Source organism: Bacillus sp. Leaf49 (assembly GCF_001426125.1).
GTDB classification, from domain to species: Bacteria; Bacillota; Bacilli; order Bacillales; family Bacillaceae; genus Bacillus; species Bacillus altitudinis.
In genome coordinates this window covers 68601-84917 of sequence record NZ_LMRK01000005.1, presented here as the reverse complement: position 1 = coordinate 84917, position 16317 = coordinate 68601, and the positions used below count along the sequence as shown (strand labels likewise).

Below are 16317 nucleotides of genomic sequence, written 5' to 3'. Positions count from 1 at the left end.
AATTTTGACAAGAAAGCGTATCAAAATAGCGAAATCTACAAGGCAAAAAGCGATATTGAGAAGCAAACTTCTGAATATCTAAAAATCAAAAAAGATCAAGAAGAAGCTCGCAAGATCGCAAAGGAACAAGAAGCGCTAGCCAACCGTCCGTGGTATGAAAAAGCTCTTGATTACGGAGGAAATATCGTCAATGAACTGACAGGCGTGAACGATGCAAAACGTGCCGCAACAGGTGTCGATCCGATCACAGGTGAAGAACTTACCGCAGGCCAGCGAGTCGCCGCAGGCGGCATGGCAGCAGCAGGATACATCCCGATTGTCGGCTGGGCAGGACGTATTTTCAAAGGCGGAAAAGCCGTCTATAAAACGACTCAAGCCACGTCCGCCGCAGTCAGAGCGGTCGACATTTACAAGACATCACAGAAGTCTTTCGATGCGTTGAAAACATCACAAAAAGGCTTATATGGACTCACCGCGACCAACGGCTTCAGCGAAGCGATTACGGGTCGAGACATGTTTGGAAATAAAGTCTCGAAAGAACAACAGGAAGCGAGTATGAATGCGGCGCTGGGGATGCTTTTACCGTTTGGGGCGAAAGGGTTTCGTGGGAAGATGGGGATTAAGAGTACGAGTGAACTTAAGCATCCGGTTTTAGATAATCCAAGAGTAGGTAGTGCATTAAAAGATGATTTTTATCATAGATTTAATGATATTATTGACAACTATGCAGTTCATTCTAAAAGATTTGATTTGCCGAATAGAAGAGGCCATATGGATTCGTTGTATCAAATTGAGGGATCAATGGTTAAGTATGAGACAAAGTTTGTAAAAATTAAGAATAATGCACCTGAAATGATACAGTCGAAAGAGATAAGAAATGGCGTGTTTGAATGGGTTGTAGATCCAACAACTAACAAAGTAACCCATAGAACTTTTATACCTGACGGCAAAGTTACAGGGAAAATAAATCAATGGGGGAAATAAAAAATTGTATAAAATTGAAATAATCAAGAAAAGTGGATTTGAATGTAATTGGGCTACGTTGTTTGTTGGTAGACAGTATAATTTAATTCCTGCCTTAGAAGTAACAAACTATGCAGTGGAATATCTAGAAAATAACCCTCATGATGATAACGAGCTCATTCTTGAATTAGCGTGGGAACAAGAAGAAGTAAAGGTAGATGATATACTTGAAAGCATAATCTCTGATAATTCTTCGGAAGACATGACGAGAGAATATCATAAGTGGCTATATAGTATTATGAAAGAAGCGTATACTCACTCAACTGATGATACCATCTTTGAAGAAATTGAACATATTTTCTCAGTCTTTCACACGCCCGAAAATATGTATGATTTTTTTAGAGAAGTATCAGACGCATTTTATTATCCCCATGATTCACAAAAAACAATGAAAGAACTTGTAGAAGAGTTTTTAGAAAATGAAAAACAATTGATTTTAAATAAGTAGAGAACTTAAAGAAAACGATGGATAAATAAGCCATCGTTTTTTCGTACATAAGATTGTTTGTCTAATGACCTTTCTCTTGAGCATAGGGATTTTCATGGAATTGCAGAAGTCCTTTGGTGATTGAATTCTACGTGGAATGTTATATATAGGATCATTTTATAAAATTTTGAAAGAAACGGTGAAAACATAGATTGACAATAAAATAAGTATCATATCCGAGAAATTTGAAAATAAAAATATGGGTGAACTCGTAGAAGGAATTACGATTGTCATAGATGGAAAATTTCACCTTGATATTTCTGATAAAATCAAGGTTTTTTAAACTGTAAATTCACTTTCATACCAAATCACCCCACACATAATTGGGAATCATATGTTAAACTAACCCAATCACCACAAAAAAAGGGGAATCAACCATGCTATGGATTTTCACACAAAACGAACAAAGTTTCGTTAATGTTCACGAAGTCACAGTAACCGGTAAAAAGATTGAAGGGTTTATCGCAGGCAGTGATTCTTGGCTCAAGACGCTCGGCAAGTATGACTCAAGCGATCGAGCGTCAGAGATCCTTCAAGACATTGTGAAAGTAATTGAAAAAAACCCAAATGGTACAATGACCTATCGAATGCCTCAGCAGTAAAAAAAGAAACCACCTTTCCATCGCGAAAAGGTGGTTTTGTTTATGAAGGTGTTTTGGTAAAGGCTAAAAATAACGGGATGCCTGTGCCGACAAGTGTAGTGGCGAATAGGAACATACCGCAAATGAATAGAAAATGACTGGCTGAAAAGACGAGTGCCAGAATGAGAAACACGATGCTGAGTCCTGCCATGCTATATGATGGGACAAAGCGGCGTTTGTATGTGGCTTTCTTTGTTAGGAATGAGAAGAAAATGCCAAATAATAAAGGGACAATCCATAAGTAAAATAAAATAATAAGAGACATACATCATACCTCGATTTTTCCTTCTATTTTATCAGATGCCAATCACAACGGATACTACAAAGCTTCACTTTGTAAAATAGTTCATGCAATCGACACAATTAAGTGGGCTGATTGATCGAATTCGTTTTTTGTTTCATATATTCAGGCTGTAAAAGTGCGTACACACAGTGATCGGCAAAGTGGTCGCCCAGCCATTCACATTGTCTTAATATGCCTTCAAGTGAAAAAGATAAACGCTCTGCGATGCGTCTGCTTTTTTGATTATCAACAGCGGCCCTTATTTCAATGCGATGCAGACCGCACTCTTCAAATAAATAGTGAATGACCGCTTTGCATGCTTTTGTCATGATGCCTTTTCCTTGATAGCCTTCCCCGAGCCAATAGCCAATGGAAACCGTCCGATTAATCCAATGAATTTGGTGGGTGCCAATGATACCAACGAGTTCTCCATGTGACCAGATTCCAGCCTGAAAACCATTGTTTTGCAAAGCTTGCTGCATGGCACCTTGAATAAACGCCATGCTGTCTTCTTCTGTCTGCGTCGAATCGACCCATAGCATCCATTCACGTAAGTGCTCTCTTGAGCGTTGGATGAGCAGATACAGACTTCTCGCGTCTCTTGGTTCAAGCAGCCGCATGGATAGATCTTGATCCTGATAAAAAAACATGTGATCACATCCTCTCAAGGGAAATTCTACCACAACCCGATATAAAAGACAGCCTAATCACTGTCTTTTACATAAACGTATCCACAATTAAAAACACATTAAGTGCGACAACAAGAGCTGCTATCACCCAAGATATTCCGGTCACCCAGCGAGCATTCATCAAATCGCCCATAATTCGTTTTTTACTTGTAAACAAAATGAGCGGAATTAAAGCAAACGCAATTCCAAATGATAAGACCACTTGACTCATCACAAGCGCAGATGTCGGATTGACTCCAGATGCAATGATCGCAATAGGTGGAATGATGGTAATCAGCCGGCGGACATACAGCGGAATTCGGTACTGAATAAAACCTTGCATAATAATATCGCCTGACAGTGTACCGACAGAAGAACTGGAAAGCCCGGCTACAAGCAGACCTACACCAAATAAGATCGCTGATACAGGACCTGCGAGAGTTCCAAAATGCTGAAATGCTACATCTAAATCCTCAACAAAAAGACCATTTTTAAAAAATAAAGCAGCTGCTACAATCAACATGCTGGCATTGATGGCGCCAGCAACTACCATCGCAATGAGGATGTCTAAAAACTCAAAACGAAAAATCAGCTTTTTCTCTTTTTCCGTTCTGCCGACGACTCTTCTTTGCGTTAAGGCTGAATGGAGATAGATCGCATGCGGCATCACCGTAGCGCCTAAAATACCAGCGGCAAGCAGTACGCTGTCTGTCCCTTCAAACCTTGGAATGAACAGTCCACCGGCGACACTTGCAAGATCAGGTTTGGCGACAAAGGTTTGTACAGCGAAAGCAATCACGACAACAAACAGCATGCCGGTAATTCCTGCTTCTAACGCTCGATAACCTCGTCTTTGGAGCTCTAAAATGGCAAAAGAACCGATCGCTGCAATAATCGATGCTTCAAGCAGCGGGATACGAAAGAGTAAGTATAAACCAAGGGCAGCCCCGATAAATTCGGCTAAATCTGTGGCGATAATGACGAGTTCGCCCTGAATCCATAAACCGATCGAGACTGGTTTTGGAAACTCTTCTCGAGCAATTTCAGGTAAATTTTTCCCTGTTGCGATTCCAAGCTTTGCAGACAAAGACTGGATGAGTAAGGCCATGAGATTGGATATGAGAATGACCCATAACAGAAGGTAGCCATATTTCGAGCCAGCTGCAATGTTGGTCGCAAAGTTTCCTGGATCAATATAGGCAATGGCGGCGATAAAAGCAGGCCCGAGAAAAGGAAGGAGCCTTCTAAATCCTTTCACCTTTCCTTCAAGTGCACGCTCCGCTGCCACTGACATGTGGGCTTGTGCCTCGATGTATTTGTTTGTCATATGTCATCACCTAGATTCTACAAAGTTTTGCTTTGGCACAAAAAGTTTCCTCGATGCAATTTTTAATCATCATATGCCCATCTTCATGAAAAGTCAACTATCTGAACTAATAGGTTTGTTTATCATATGTAAGTGAAAAAAATAGATACCTTGTCAATCAACACATAAAAAACACCGCCTCTTATCTTAGGCGGTGCATCCTCTGCTTCCTCTTCTTTTGTATCGTTTTTTAAGAAACCCTTGATCCAACGCTGCGGAAGATCAAGCTTAAAATAATGACGAAAATGGCTGCTCCTAAGATCGCTGGAATGATCGCAAATCCTGCCAGACTAGGACCCCACGTTCCAAGTAATCCATGACCAATCCAAGCACCTGCAAGCCCAGCAATCATTGAACCGATCCAGCCTCCTGGTACACTGCCTCCAGCGAGTGCACTCCCAATGAGACCAATGACAATCGCCACAACTAATGAAATCAGAAATCCTAACATGTTGATCACTCCTCTTTTGTTTGTTTACTAAGCAATAACCGTTTTAAAAGAGATTAAAACCTTTCGGAACCGCTTCAATGTTCGATACGTATGATGGACAAGGATTGTGTATAATAACAGACATATACTTGAACGGCATCTAAGGAGGCAAATGGCATGGAGGAAAGAGAGTGGCTAAAAGCACAATTAAAAGAGATTGAAAAATGGGAGAAAGACCAGCAAAAGGTATGGTTTTGGGAGAAACTCAGCCGGCTTCCATTTCAAATGCTGGACAAGCTGACCCCTGCCTTTATTCAAAAGAAAATCGGTGTGTTATTAGATGAGATGGGGCACTACATTCAATCAGGCGGTGTCTATTTGACGTCAGAGAAAGGCATTATTCATCAATTTCAAAAGAAATGTGCCGATGAATCGATTCAGCGTATTGAAGATATTGAGGCGGCTCCGATCGAGGTCATGGATGCCATTAGTGACCAGATGGGGAAAAACCGAACAAACCTCGCCACTGTACAAGGTGCGACAACAGGTGTCGGAGGTATGTTTACATTAGCGGCAGATATTCCGGCTGTCCTCGGTCTTTCTTTAAAAACATTACAGGATATCGCCGTCACCTATGGCTATGATCCGAAAAATAAAGAAGAACGAGTCTTTATCATTAAATGTTTACAGTTGAATTCTGCTGACGTTGTTGGGAAAAAATCAATATTAAAAGAGCTGAAGAGCTATCATGCATCAGAAGGGAAGCACGAAAACATGATCTCTCAAATTCAAGGATGGCGTGAGGTCGTATATAACTACCGTGATTCGTTTGGCTGGAAGAAGCTGTTTCAACTTGTCCCAATTGCGGGGATTTTGTTTGGTGCAGCGTCCAACCGCTCACAGTTAAAAGGAATTGCCGAAACAGGCATCATGCAATATCGAAAGCGCAGAATATTAACAAGATTAGAGGAGCTCGCTCAGCAAGAACAGCGTGACTCCGGCGCATAAAAAAATCCCTTTCTCGAAGGGATTTTTTATTTGGTCTCAGCATCTTCTTCAAACGCTTGAATCGGAGAATATTCATAGCGTGCCCGGAGCTCGCGGATTTGTTTGATCAAGGTTGAACCGATGATCCTTCCTGCTTCATCATACAAAGGATCGAGCGCCTTCATCCATTTTTGCCGCTCTGCTGGTGTTAATTCGTGTATGGCAATTGGAGATTCGCGTTTAATATCCTCCAGCTGATCCTTGTTCATTTGTTCGGCATGTTTTTCGTTCCATGCCGTTGTTTCTTCCATCGCTTCGAGTAAAATTCGCTTCGTCTCAGGTGTTTGACGATCAAAAAAGGATTGATCTGTTAAGACGACATACCCTAAATACCCGTGATTACTGATCGTCATATAGTCTTGTATATGATAGAATTTTTTTGAATAAATATTTGAAATTGTATTTTCTTCACCGTCTACTTTTTTTGTTTCTAGCAGCTGAAATGTTGAATTAAACGATTCCTGATAGGGTTTTGCGCCAAGAAGCTTGAATTGCTTTTCAATCATATCACTTTGCATAATACGGAGAGATTGCTTTTTTAAATCACTAGGCTGCTTGATTGGGCCTTTATTCGAAGTGATTTGCTTAAAGCCATTTGTCCAGTAGGCCATTCCCTTTAGTCCGTCTTTTTGCAGTGTGCCGAACAGTCTCTGTCCAATCGCACCATGTAACCCTTCTTGGACAGCATCGTAGTTAGAAAAGGCAAAGGGCAGATCAAGTGCCAGCCATTCAGGAGATAGCATGCCGAGCTTTGACGTAGACGGAGCAATAAATTGAACTTGATTCTCTTTTAGTGCATTAATTTCTTCGATATCAGAATAAAGACTCCCGTTTGAAAAGATTTGAATGCTGATCCTGCCGTCGGATTTTTCGTGAACAAGTTCAGCAAATTTCTTTGCAGCCAGCCCTTTTGGGGTATTATCTGCGACAACATGGCTGAATTTGAACACAAGCTGATCCTTCAGCCCAGTCTGTTCATCGTCGAAGATCGTCGCTGATTTAGGCATCATATGATAAAAACCAAAGTATAAAGCGGTTACAAAACCGATGATGAGCAATAGCGTATAGGCGAGTAAATTCTTCATGCGTCAGATCCCCCTTATGTCAAGGATACTTGACAGAGGAAGAATTCGTAAAGATACAGGTGAAAAAATGATGAGAAATCGACTGAAATTACAACAATTATCTATTAGATGGAAGCTCACCATCCTCACATATTTCGTTGTCATTTTTGCCCTTTTAATCGGAGGAATTGTTCTGGTCGGGGGAATTCAGCAAACAGAGGAACGAGAACTTCGAAAAAGGCTCATGAACACGGCAAGAACAGTAGCTGAGATGAATGAGGTAAAGCAGGCATTGGATGATCAGACAAAGGAGCGTGCGCAGTTACAGCATGCCATTGAAGAGATTCGGATTATCCAAGATGCTGACTACATTGTTGTCATGGATATGGATCACGTGCGATTGACACATCCAGTAAAAACAAGGATAGGCCAGCGCTCTGAGGGGACAGATGAAGAACCTGCCTTTGCAGAGCATATCTATTTCTCAGAAGCACAGGGAGAGCTTGGCACAGCCATTAGAGCCTTTTATCCAGTAAAGGATGAAAAATTTAACCAAACAGGGGTTGTACTAGTCGGAAGAACATTGCCGAGTATGGCAGATATATTAGGAGAAATGAAGCAGGATATCCTCATGATCCTTTTGCTGACGCTCAGCTTCGGGCTTGTCGGTTCATTTTTGCTCGCCCGTCATATTAAACAGCAAATGTTTAAGCTGGAGCCACATGAGATTGTCAGAATGCTAGAGGAACGCACTGCTACCTTTCATTCCATTAATGAAGGGGTCATTGCCATTGATAACCAGCACATGATCACCATTTTTAATGAAAAAGCAAAGCAAATTTTCAGCGTGACAGGTGATGTAGTGGGCCGAAATATTTGGGATGTGCTATCAGATACAAGGCTTCCAGAAATCATTGACCGCGCAGAACCCGTCTACAATGAAGAAATTCATATGAGCGGAAAGCGGATCATGAGCAGCCGAATTCCGATTGTGATGAAAAAGAAAATCATCGGAGCGGTTGCGATTTTTCAGGACCGGACAGAGGCGGCCAAATTGGCGGAGGAATTAACCGGGGTGAAGAACTTCGTTGATGGCCTGCGGGTGCAAAATCATGAACATATGAATAAGCTTCATACAATTGCGGGATTAATTCAGCTGGGGAAAGCCGATCAAGCACTCGATTTAGCGTTTCAAACGACCGAAGAACAGGAGCATGTGACGGACTTTCTCCACCGTGTGATACAGCATGACGCAGTGGCTGGTTTATTGATGAGCAAGATAAGAAGGGGCAAGGAGCTTGGAATCAAGGTTGAAGTAGATGAAAATAGCAGTCTGCGCGATTTCCCAGAGCGGCTGGATCAGCATGATATGACGAAGCTACTTGGCAACCTGATCGAGAACGCCTTTGCCGCGTATGATACTGTAGAAAGAGACACAAAACTCATTTCTATTAGTATTGATCAAACAGAGGATGTCCTTGCGATCTTAATTGAAGATTATGGATCTGGAATAGAAGAGGACATGATTCCTCATATTTTCGACAAAGGCTTTACTCACGGTAAAGAAGGCGGAACAGGCTACGGACTGTATATTGTAAAAACGATTATCGACAAAGGGATGGGAAATGTAGAAGTCACATCAAGCATCGGCATTGGTACCACCTTCTCAATCGAATTCCCAATGACAATAGAGGAGAGAGACAGATGACTCAGATTAAGGTGCTATTAATTGAAGATGACCCGATGGTGCAAGAAGTCAATAAAGAGTTCATTAAGAGTGTCCCTGGCTTTCAAGTTGCGGCTGTAGCAGGAAATGGCGAGCAGGGCATCCAGCTGATCAAAGACATTCGCCCAGATCTTGTGGTGCTCGATGTGTATATGCCTAAAAAAGATGGCGTCAAAACACTGCAAGACATCAGAAAGCAAAAGATGCAGGTGGATGTGATTGTTATTTCGGCAGCAAAGGACAAAGAGACGATCGGCACCATGCTTCAAAATGGTGCCCGAGATTATATCATTAAGCCATTTAAGTTTGAACGGATGAAAGAATCTCTTGAAAGCTATAAAGCGTTCAAATCAAAAATTCGTACCGCAGCAGAATTTTCTCAAGAGATGCTCGATGATATCATACGAAAGCCTGCAGTTAAGCAGGAAGAGACATGGCTTCCTAAGGGGCTGAATGTGCATACGATGAATGAAATTAAAGCCTATATGCGTCTGCAAGAAGGAGCGCAGTCTGCAGAGGAAGTCGCCAATGCACTTGGGATTGCACGTGTCACGGCACGCCGTTATTTAGACTTCCTTGTAAAAGAAGGCGAGCTGAAATTAGATATGCAATATGGCGGGGTCGGACGCCCTGTGAATAAATATATCATACATTCTGACTAAGAGACCAAAAAGACCAAAATGTACGATATGTCCATAAGCTTCACAGCCTTTGATGAAATCGCTATCATTTACCTACAGATAACAGTTAAGCGTTTACATAAAAGGGTGAGGGAGTTGATTTTTTATGAAGAGGCTATTGAAGAACCTGACATTTCAGGTCATTGCAGCTGTCATTATCGGGATCATTGTTGGGATGGTTTGGCCAAACGTCGGGAAAGAAATGAAGCCGCTTGGTGACACATTTATTAATGCAGTGAAAATGGTCATTGCACCCATTATTTTCTTAACCATTGTTCTTGGAATTGCCAAGATGGGGGATATGAAAAAGGTTGGAAAAGTTGGGGGAAAAGCTTTTATCTATTTTGAAGTTGTGACGACGCTTGCGCTTGTCATCGGACTGTTTGTGGTCAATATCATGAAGCCGGGAGCGGGTCTTGACTATAGTAAGCTTGAAAAAGGGGATGTCTCGCAATATACCCAAAATGGGGGACAGGGTATCGACTGGATGGAGTTTGTCACACACATTGTGCCATCTAACATGGTAGATGCCTTTGCAAAGGGAGATATTTTACAGGTCTTATTCTTCTCTATTTTATTCGGTGTTGCACTCGCTGCACTTGGCGAGAAGGGGAAAGGCATCATCGAATGGCTTGATAAGCTCTCACTGGTCTTCTTTAAAATCATTGGTTACATCATGCGTGCCGCGCCATTAGGGGCATTTGGAGCAATGGCTTATACAATCGGACACTTCGGTTTAGCTTCAATTAAACCACTGGCTAGTCTGATGCTTTCCGTTTATATGACGATGTTCCTGTTTATTTTCGTCGTGCTGAACATCATTTGTAAAATGTATGGCTTCAGCCTGTTCGGTTACCTCCGTTTTATCAAAGATGAAATTTTAATTGTTCTTGGCACAAGTTCTTCAGAATCGGTCCTGCCAAGAATGATGGATAAAATGGAACGCTACGGGTGCTCTAAGTCGGTTGTTGGACTTGTCATTCCGACAGGCTATTCCTTTAACTTAGATGGAACCTCAATCTACTTGTCCATGGCCGTGGTCTTCTTAGCGCAAGTGTTTGGGGTGGATCTATCCATCGGACAGCAAATCACGATTATCCTTGTTCTGATGCTCACATCAAAGGGAGCAGCTGGAGTCACAGGAAGCGGATTTATCGTGCTAGCTTCTACACTTGCTGCACTTCAGGTTATCCCGCTAGAAGGTCTTGCACTGCTATTAGGGGTCGACCGTTTCATGAGTGAAGGAAGAGCGATTACGAACCTGATTGGAAATGGAATTGCTACAATTGTTGTAGCGAAAAGTGAAGGGGAATTTGACGAAGCGAAGAGTAAAACAGCGCTTCAGGAAATGCGAAATATCAAGCAGGCTGTTTAGTATAAAAACAACTAAAAACCGAAACCTTATGTCTACATGGGGTTCGGTTTTTTCTTGTGTAAAAAAAGAAAAAACATAAAAGCTTGATTAATTTAGGACGAATCGTAAGACCTCATTGACCTTTTGTTATATAATTTACAGAAAGATCCGATATAATGAATATGAGATCCAACGAAAAATAGACTTTAGTCCTGGCAGGTGTGTAACGTATGGCGGCATTTTTTAAATTGTTCGAAAAACCTGGTGTCAAGAGGTTTTCAGTATTTGTAGTATTAGCCACAGCATTATATCTATTAAGAGGAATGATGAATTTAATCCTCCTGACCTTCATTTTCACCTTTTTAATGAACCGGTTAGAAGAGGTCATAAGAGGCTTTTTAAATCGCTTCCTGAAAATAGGACAGAAATCAGTCATCACCATTTTGTACATCCTTCTGGCTGGTGGATTGACGTTTGGCGGCTTTGTGTTTGTGCCCATCATTGCTAAACAGGTGGAACAGTTATTTCATTTAGGGAAAAAGATTGCAGATCATCCACAAGATTTACCCTTCTTTGACGTCGTCACCAATGTGTTCGGAGATTTCAAAATATCTTCTTTCTTCGAGAAAGGGTTTAATTTCCTCTATACATACTTAACAGATTTCAGCACGTTCAGTATCCAGGTCATTATGTCCTTAATATTAAGCATGTTCTTCCTGTTCGAAAAGGAACGCCTCATTCAATTCATGAATAAGTTCAAAACGAGTAAAATCTCCGTGTTCTATCATGAAATTGCCTTCTTTGGACGTAAGTTTTCCAGAACATTTGGTAAGGTACTTGAAGCACAGTTCATCATTGCAACAGTTAACTGTGTCTTAACGACAATTGCGCTTGGCATTATGGGCTTCCCGCAATTATTTGGATTAGCAGTCATGGTCTTCTTGTTAGGTTTAATTCCGGTAGCGGGTGTGGTCATCTCCCTTGTTCCACTCAGCATCATTGCGTATACACTTGGAGGCGGAATGTACGTCCTATATATTGTGCTGGTGATTGTGATCATCCATGCCATTGAAGCCTACTTCTTAAATCCGAAGCTCATGTCAGCTAAAACAGAGCTCCCTATTTTCTTCACGTTTATTGTCCTGATCTTTTCTGAACACTATATTGGCATTTGGGGACTGATTATCGGCATCCCAATCTTTGTGTTTATCTTAGATATCTTGGAGGTCACGAATAAGGAAGAAAGTAATTAAAAAGTTCATATGAACCTGTTTACAATTTTCTAAAAATAAGGTATAAATAGTATGAAAATATCATATTACCACACGCTTAATCCTTCTAAAGGAATGGGGGACCCAAGTTTTTGGGGTGAATTTTTCTTATTTTAAGAAAAAAGGACATCTCTTCGTCCTAACCCGTCAGCTAACCTCATCAGCGTGAAGAGAGTAGACAGTGGTACACGTATGGACACGCAGGCCCACGAGAAGACTCTCTCGTGGGCCTTTTTGACGAGGAAGGGGAGATTTTATTGAAGCTTGCGACGAAAATTATTATTGCTTTAATTGTAGGTGCAATCACAGGACTACTGCTCAACATTTTTGCTCCAAATGTATTCAAAGTGTTAGACCCTTATCTATTTACACCTCTAGGTCAAATCTTCTTAAACCTGATTAAAATGTTAGTTGTACCGATTGTCTTCTTTTCGATCACACTTGGTGTAGCAGGCCTTGGTGATCCGAAAAAACTTGGCAGAATCGGCGTAAAAACCATTACTTACTTTCTACTCACTACAACTTTTGCCATCATTATTGGCATTTCATTGGCCTTACTTATTAAGCCAGGCGCATTTGGCAATTTTGATACGAAAGCGGCAGAATATTCCGCTGAGGAAGCCCCATCAATGGCAGATACACTACTCAATATTATTCCAACCAATCCAGTCCAATCTCTAGTTGAAGGAAATATGCTTCAAATTATCGTCTTCTGTGTATTTTTAGGTCTTGGCATTGCCTTGCTCGGTAAAAAAACAGAAGGTTTGCTGAAGCTGTTTGAACAAGGAAATGAATTAATGATGTATCTTGTCGGTGTTGTGATGAAATTCGCACCGTACGGGACATTCGGTTTGATCGCAACGGCAATTGGCAGTCAGGGGCTCGATGCCATGAAAGCGATGGGACTTTACTTCTCAGTCGTCTTAATTGCGCTGATCTTGCATTTCTTCCTGACCTATGGGTCAACCGTTGCCCTATTAGCTAAACGAAATCCAATGGCATTCTTCAAAGGATTTTCTCCAGCGATGGTTGTGGCATTTAGTACATCAAGCAGTAACGCAGTACTGCCAGTATCAATGGAAACAGCTCAAAAGCGTTTGAAGGTGCCAGAACCTATTTCAAGCTTTGTGCAGCCGCTAGGTGCGACCATTAATATGGATGGTACAGCGATCATGCAAGGGGTTGCGACTATTTTTATCGCACAAGTGTATGGAGTTGAATTAACCCTTGTTCAAATGCTGACAGTTGTCTTAACGGCAGTACTAGCAAGTATTGGCACAGCAGGTGTCCCAGGGGTAGGGCTCATCATGCTAGCCATGGTTTTAAATTCCGTGAATCTTCCTGTTGAGGGCATTGCGCTGATCCTTGGCATAGACCGCTTATTAGACATGGCAAGAACCGTGGTCAATATTACAGGTGACGCAGCATGTGCGGTGATTGTATCTGAAACCGAGAAGAAACATGAGAAGGAAGCACCAACACCTAATTTATCACTGTAACAACAAAAAGGGCTGACTGGATCAGCCCTTTTTTTCGTGGAACGGCTTGTCTAGCGTGATATACTTTTTACAGGGTGAGCGGCCGTAACTGCCGCCATAGGTTTTACATCAGAAGGAGGAACCACTTTGCAGTCTGCTGTTCTACACATAGAGAACGTCGATAAACAAATTGGCCGGCATCAAATTTTACAACATATTTCGATGGACATTAGGCAAGGAGAAATTGTTGGTTTACTTGGACCGAATGGGTCTGGAAAAACGACCTTGATTCGATTGATTGTTGGCTTGATGAAAAAAAACAACGGCCGGATCATCATGAATGGATATTCTCAAGATGATGATCATCTAAAGGCGATGTCATCTGTTGGAGCGATCATAGAAAATCCGGAATTTTATTCATATTTAACAGGTTTTGAAAACCTTGAGCTGTATGCATCTATGCATGATGGAGTTTCAGAAGAACGCATTTTTGAAGTGGTAAAAAGAGTTCGTCTGGAGCACGCCATTCACCAGAAGGTCAAAACGTATTCACTAGGGATGAAACAAAGGCTCGGAATTGCACAAGCCATTTTGCATAAGCCCAATCTGCTCATTTTAGATGAACCAACAAATGGGCTTGATCCCGCAGGAATGAAGGAGTTTCGAGAGCACTTGCAAATGCTTGTACAAGAAGAAGGTGTCTCTGTGTTATTTGCTACACATCTTTTGCATGAAGTAGAAGAGCTTTGTGACCGCATGATCATCATCCAAAAAGGACAAATCAAAGCCAATACAAACCTTCGCGACATGGAAGGAAAAGAGCAGGTGCTGATGAATATTCAGCCAGTAGAAAAGGCAGTTTCATGGCTAGAGACGCAAGGATATACATATGAACAAAGGGAGCAGCATGTACTGGTTCAACTGAATAAAGACCGTGTGCCGGAGCTGAATAAACAGCTTGTCTTAGCAGAATTTGATGTACTTGAAATGACGCCTCAAAAACAATCAATTGAAGAGGCCTTTATGAAATGGACGGAAGGCGGGACGGCAGATGCTTCAACTCATCAAGAATGAACATAAAAAAATCACGAGACAAAAGATCACATTCATTGCACTTGGACTGATTGTTGTCTTTCAATTGACGATGGCTCTAGCATTGAAACGAGTCATTTCCGGGCTTGGCGGGCAAGATACAGTCGCGAACTATTTTGCTTATTCCACGAATGTTGTGTTTATTTTACAAGTGTTCGCTGTCGTGATTGGCGCCACATTGATCTCAACAGAGTTTCAAAAAAGAACCATCAAGTTCTTGTTGATCAGGCCGAAGACAAGGCTTCATATTTTCTTGTCAAAATATATCACTCTTGTGCTGATGGTCCTTTACCTGTTTGTTTTTTATTATGTGTTCGCTTTTCTTTTTGGCCTTATTTTCTTTGGTACTGATTTTGATGAAAGCACTGGCCGGTTATTTCTGCACACATTTGCTGTGATTGGATCACAGTGGGTGGAAGTAGTCATGATGGCAAGCTTTGCTTTTCTGTGCTCAAGTTTGTTTAGAAACAGTCTGATTGCACTTGTGACTTCATTTTTCGTCTTATACGCGGCGAAATCACTAGTGTCGATCATGTCTCTGTTAGAAAATCAGTGGGGGAAAATTCTACTTTTCGCTAATACGGACTTCACACAATACAGTTTTCAAGGTCCGCCGCTCTTTCAGGGCATGAGCCCTCTTTTTTCGCTATTCATTGTAGGGGCGCATTTCGTTTTCTTTGTTGGTGCTGCTTGGCTCCTTTTTTGGAAGCGTGATGTAAATGTGTAAAAATTGTGTCAAATAACAAGAAAAATTCGTGACATCTTTGTGAAAACGAGTCTGTATTCCACGATAACCGGCTGATTTTGTCTTATAATAAGACAGAGTCATGGAGGTGGCACTATCGTGAAAAATTTTATTACGGCTTTACCTATTTTGTTGCTGTTGTCGTTTTCGTTTGTGTCTTTTGCCTTCCAGTTTGATCATCTTGTTTATTTCAGACTAGCGCTAGGGATCTTTTCATTAGCGGGTCTTTTCTTTCTGTATACACTTAAAAGAAACATGAAATGGTTCATGGTCTATTTATATGCGAGCTGGATCGTTCTTGCTGCCGTTACGACATTTGAAGAACCCGTGTTTTCACAATTCTTCTTCGGTGGTTTAACGATGACAATGGGTTATCTAACATATATGCTCATCTATTTAGGAATGAAGCAAGACCGTGTAGCGAAATCACATTAAAACAAAAGCCGATAAAATCGAAGAATAGATTTTATCGGCTTTTTCTTTTCTTCAGGCAAATAAAAAAGCAGCCATCTGTTTGACTGCTCTTCTTGTGTTTATGATTCACGTCCAGCAGCGGCAAGCTGCTTCTGGTGCTTTTTGTCGATGGTTGCGTATATACTTTCCATCATCTTAGGGTCTCGCATGATCGCTTCCTTGTTTTCTTCAATCAATTGCTGATACGTTTTGATTTTCTTCTTAGACATGTAACTCAACGCTCCTTTGGTAGAATGGACTCTATAAGATTTCACACAGATGAAATTGATAATCATTTTCAATTAGCATCTCCATTATACAAAGCAGAATGTCATAAGTAAAGATTCAATTCAGAAAATTCACGTAACCGACATATTCCCATCCATATCGACGATGAATTCTTTCCCAGGAAATAATCCGCTGTCAAACCTTGTCATGAAATCAGATCAAACATTCCTGTCGATGTTGAAACATTTTAGCCGCACATCTCGTCTTATGAAGAGATTTGA

Annotated in this window: 18 protein-coding genes and 1 riboswitch; of the genes, 12 read left to right on the top strand and 6 right to left on the bottom strand. The window is 41.3% G+C overall.

Annotation, left to right across the window (positions count from 1 at the left end):
* From ASG46_RS05035 to ASG46_RS05025, 3 genes are all read left to right on the top strand, one after another.
* Positions 1-984 (top strand): pre-toxin TG domain-containing protein (locus ASG46_RS05035; RefSeq protein ID WP_235562211.1); only part of this gene is annotated, 984 nt, incomplete at its 5' end.
* Between the two features lie 4 nt (positions 985-988).
* Positions 989-1471 carry a DUF2247 family protein gene (locus ASG46_RS05030; RefSeq protein ID WP_024720474.1) on the top strand — a complete coding sequence of 161 codons (483 nt, stop codon included), beginning with the start codon at positions 989-991 and terminating at the stop codon, positions 1469-1471.
* Between the two features lie 416 nt (positions 1472-1887).
* The gene (locus ASG46_RS05025; RefSeq protein ID WP_056703476.1) at positions 1888-2112 is read left to right on the top strand and encodes a hypothetical protein; all 225 of its coding nucleotides are present in this window, start codon (positions 1888-1890) and stop codon (positions 2110-2112) included.
* A gap of 40 nt (positions 2113-2152) precedes the next feature.
* Here the strand turns inward: ASG46_RS05025 and ASG46_RS05020 are convergent, their stop codons facing one another.
* The 4 genes from ASG46_RS05020 to ASG46_RS05005 form a co-directional block, all read right to left on the bottom strand.
* Entirely contained in the window at positions 2153-2416 is a 264-nt protein-coding gene (locus tag ASG46_RS05020) for a hypothetical protein (protein WP_008346966.1), read from the bottom strand.
* Between the two features lie 98 nt (positions 2417-2514).
* Entirely contained in the window at positions 2515-3084 is a 570-nt protein-coding gene (locus tag ASG46_RS05015; RefSeq protein WP_008346964.1) for a GNAT family N-acetyltransferase, read from the bottom strand.
* A 67-nt stretch (positions 3085-3151) separates the two neighbouring features.
* Positions 3152-4429 carry an Nramp family divalent metal transporter gene (locus ASG46_RS05010; RefSeq protein WP_056703473.1) on the bottom strand — a complete coding sequence of 426 codons (1278 nt, stop codon included), beginning with the start codon at positions 4427-4429 and terminating at the stop codon, positions 3152-3154.
* A 229-nt stretch (positions 4430-4658) separates the two neighbouring features.
* Complete coding sequence (locus tag ASG46_RS05005; RefSeq protein ID WP_003214275.1) at positions 4659-4919, bottom strand: GlsB/YeaQ/YmgE family stress response membrane protein; 261 nt, start codon at positions 4917-4919, stop codon at positions 4659-4661.
* Positions 4920-5075: 156 nt separating this feature from the next.
* On the opposite strand from ASG46_RS05005, the gene ASG46_RS05000 reads away from it, so the two are divergent.
* Complete coding sequence (locus ASG46_RS05000; protein WP_024720476.1) at positions 5076-5906, top strand: EcsC family protein; 831 nt, start codon at positions 5076-5078, stop codon at positions 5904-5906.
* A 26-nt stretch (positions 5907-5932) separates the two neighbouring features.
* Here the strand turns inward: ASG46_RS05000 and ASG46_RS04995 are convergent, their stop codons facing one another.
* A complete protein-coding gene (locus tag ASG46_RS04995; protein WP_056703470.1) occupies positions 5933-7030 on the bottom strand; it encodes a TRAP transporter substrate-binding protein in 1098 nt (365 codons plus the stop codon).
* 67 nt (positions 7031-7097) lie between these two features.
* Between ASG46_RS04995 and ASG46_RS04990 the strand changes: the two genes are divergently transcribed.
* The 8 genes from ASG46_RS04990 to ASG46_RS04955 all read left to right on the top strand — a co-directional run bounded on the left by ASG46_RS04990 (position 7098) and on the right by ASG46_RS04955 (position 15790).
* Positions 7098-8717, top strand: coding sequence for an ATP-binding protein (locus tag ASG46_RS04990; RefSeq protein WP_041507162.1), 1620 nt, complete (start codon positions 7098-7100; stop codon positions 8715-8717).
* The gene (locus tag ASG46_RS04985; protein ID WP_056703467.1) at positions 8714-9397 is read left to right on the top strand and encodes a response regulator; all 684 of its coding nucleotides are present in this window, start codon (positions 8714-8716) and stop codon (positions 9395-9397) included. The genes ASG46_RS04990 and ASG46_RS04985 overlap by 4 nt, the downstream gene beginning before the upstream one ends.
* Before the next feature lie 124 nt (positions 9398-9521).
* Complete coding sequence (dctP, locus tag ASG46_RS04980; protein WP_007496516.1) at positions 9522-10790, top strand: C4-dicarboxylate transporter DctP; 1269 nt, start codon at positions 9522-9524, stop codon at positions 10788-10790.
* Positions 10791-10999: 209 nt separating this feature from the next.
* Positions 11000-12022 carry an AI-2E family transporter gene (locus ASG46_RS04975; protein WP_007496515.1) on the top strand — a complete coding sequence of 341 codons (1023 nt, stop codon included), beginning with the start codon at positions 11000-11002 and terminating at the stop codon, positions 12020-12022.
* Between the two features lie 63 nt (positions 12023-12085).
* Positions 12086-12220, top strand: a riboswitch (cyclic di-AMP (ydaO/yuaA leader).
* Between the two features lie 77 nt (positions 12221-12297).
* The gene (locus ASG46_RS04970; protein ID WP_025206789.1) at positions 12298-13539 is read left to right on the top strand and encodes a dicarboxylate/amino acid:cation symporter; all 1242 of its coding nucleotides are present in this window, start codon (positions 12298-12300) and stop codon (positions 13537-13539) included.
* Positions 13540-13665: 126 nt separating this feature from the next.
* A complete protein-coding gene (locus tag ASG46_RS04965; protein WP_039169886.1) occupies positions 13666-14592 on the top strand; it encodes an ABC transporter ATP-binding protein in 927 nt (308 codons plus the stop codon).
* Positions 14570-15337, top strand: coding sequence for an ABC transporter permease (locus ASG46_RS04960; RefSeq protein WP_024720482.1), 768 nt, complete (start codon positions 14570-14572; stop codon positions 15335-15337). The genes ASG46_RS04965 and ASG46_RS04960 overlap by 23 nt, the downstream gene beginning before the upstream one ends.
* 117 nt (positions 15338-15454) lie before the next feature.
* Positions 15455-15790: a hypothetical protein gene (locus tag ASG46_RS04955; RefSeq protein ID WP_017366657.1), complete on the top strand. Its 336-nt coding sequence runs from the start codon at positions 15455-15457 to the stop codon at positions 15788-15790.
* Positions 15791-15888: 98 nt separating this feature from the next.
* On the opposite strand, the gene fbpB is transcribed toward ASG46_RS04955, so the two are convergent.
* On the bottom strand, positions 15889-16038 hold the full coding sequence (gene fbpB / locus ASG46_RS20420; RefSeq protein WP_017366658.1) for a Fur-regulated basic protein FbpB: 150 nt from the start codon (positions 16036-16038) through the stop codon (positions 15889-15891).
* Between the last annotated feature and the right edge of the window lie 279 nt (positions 16039-16317).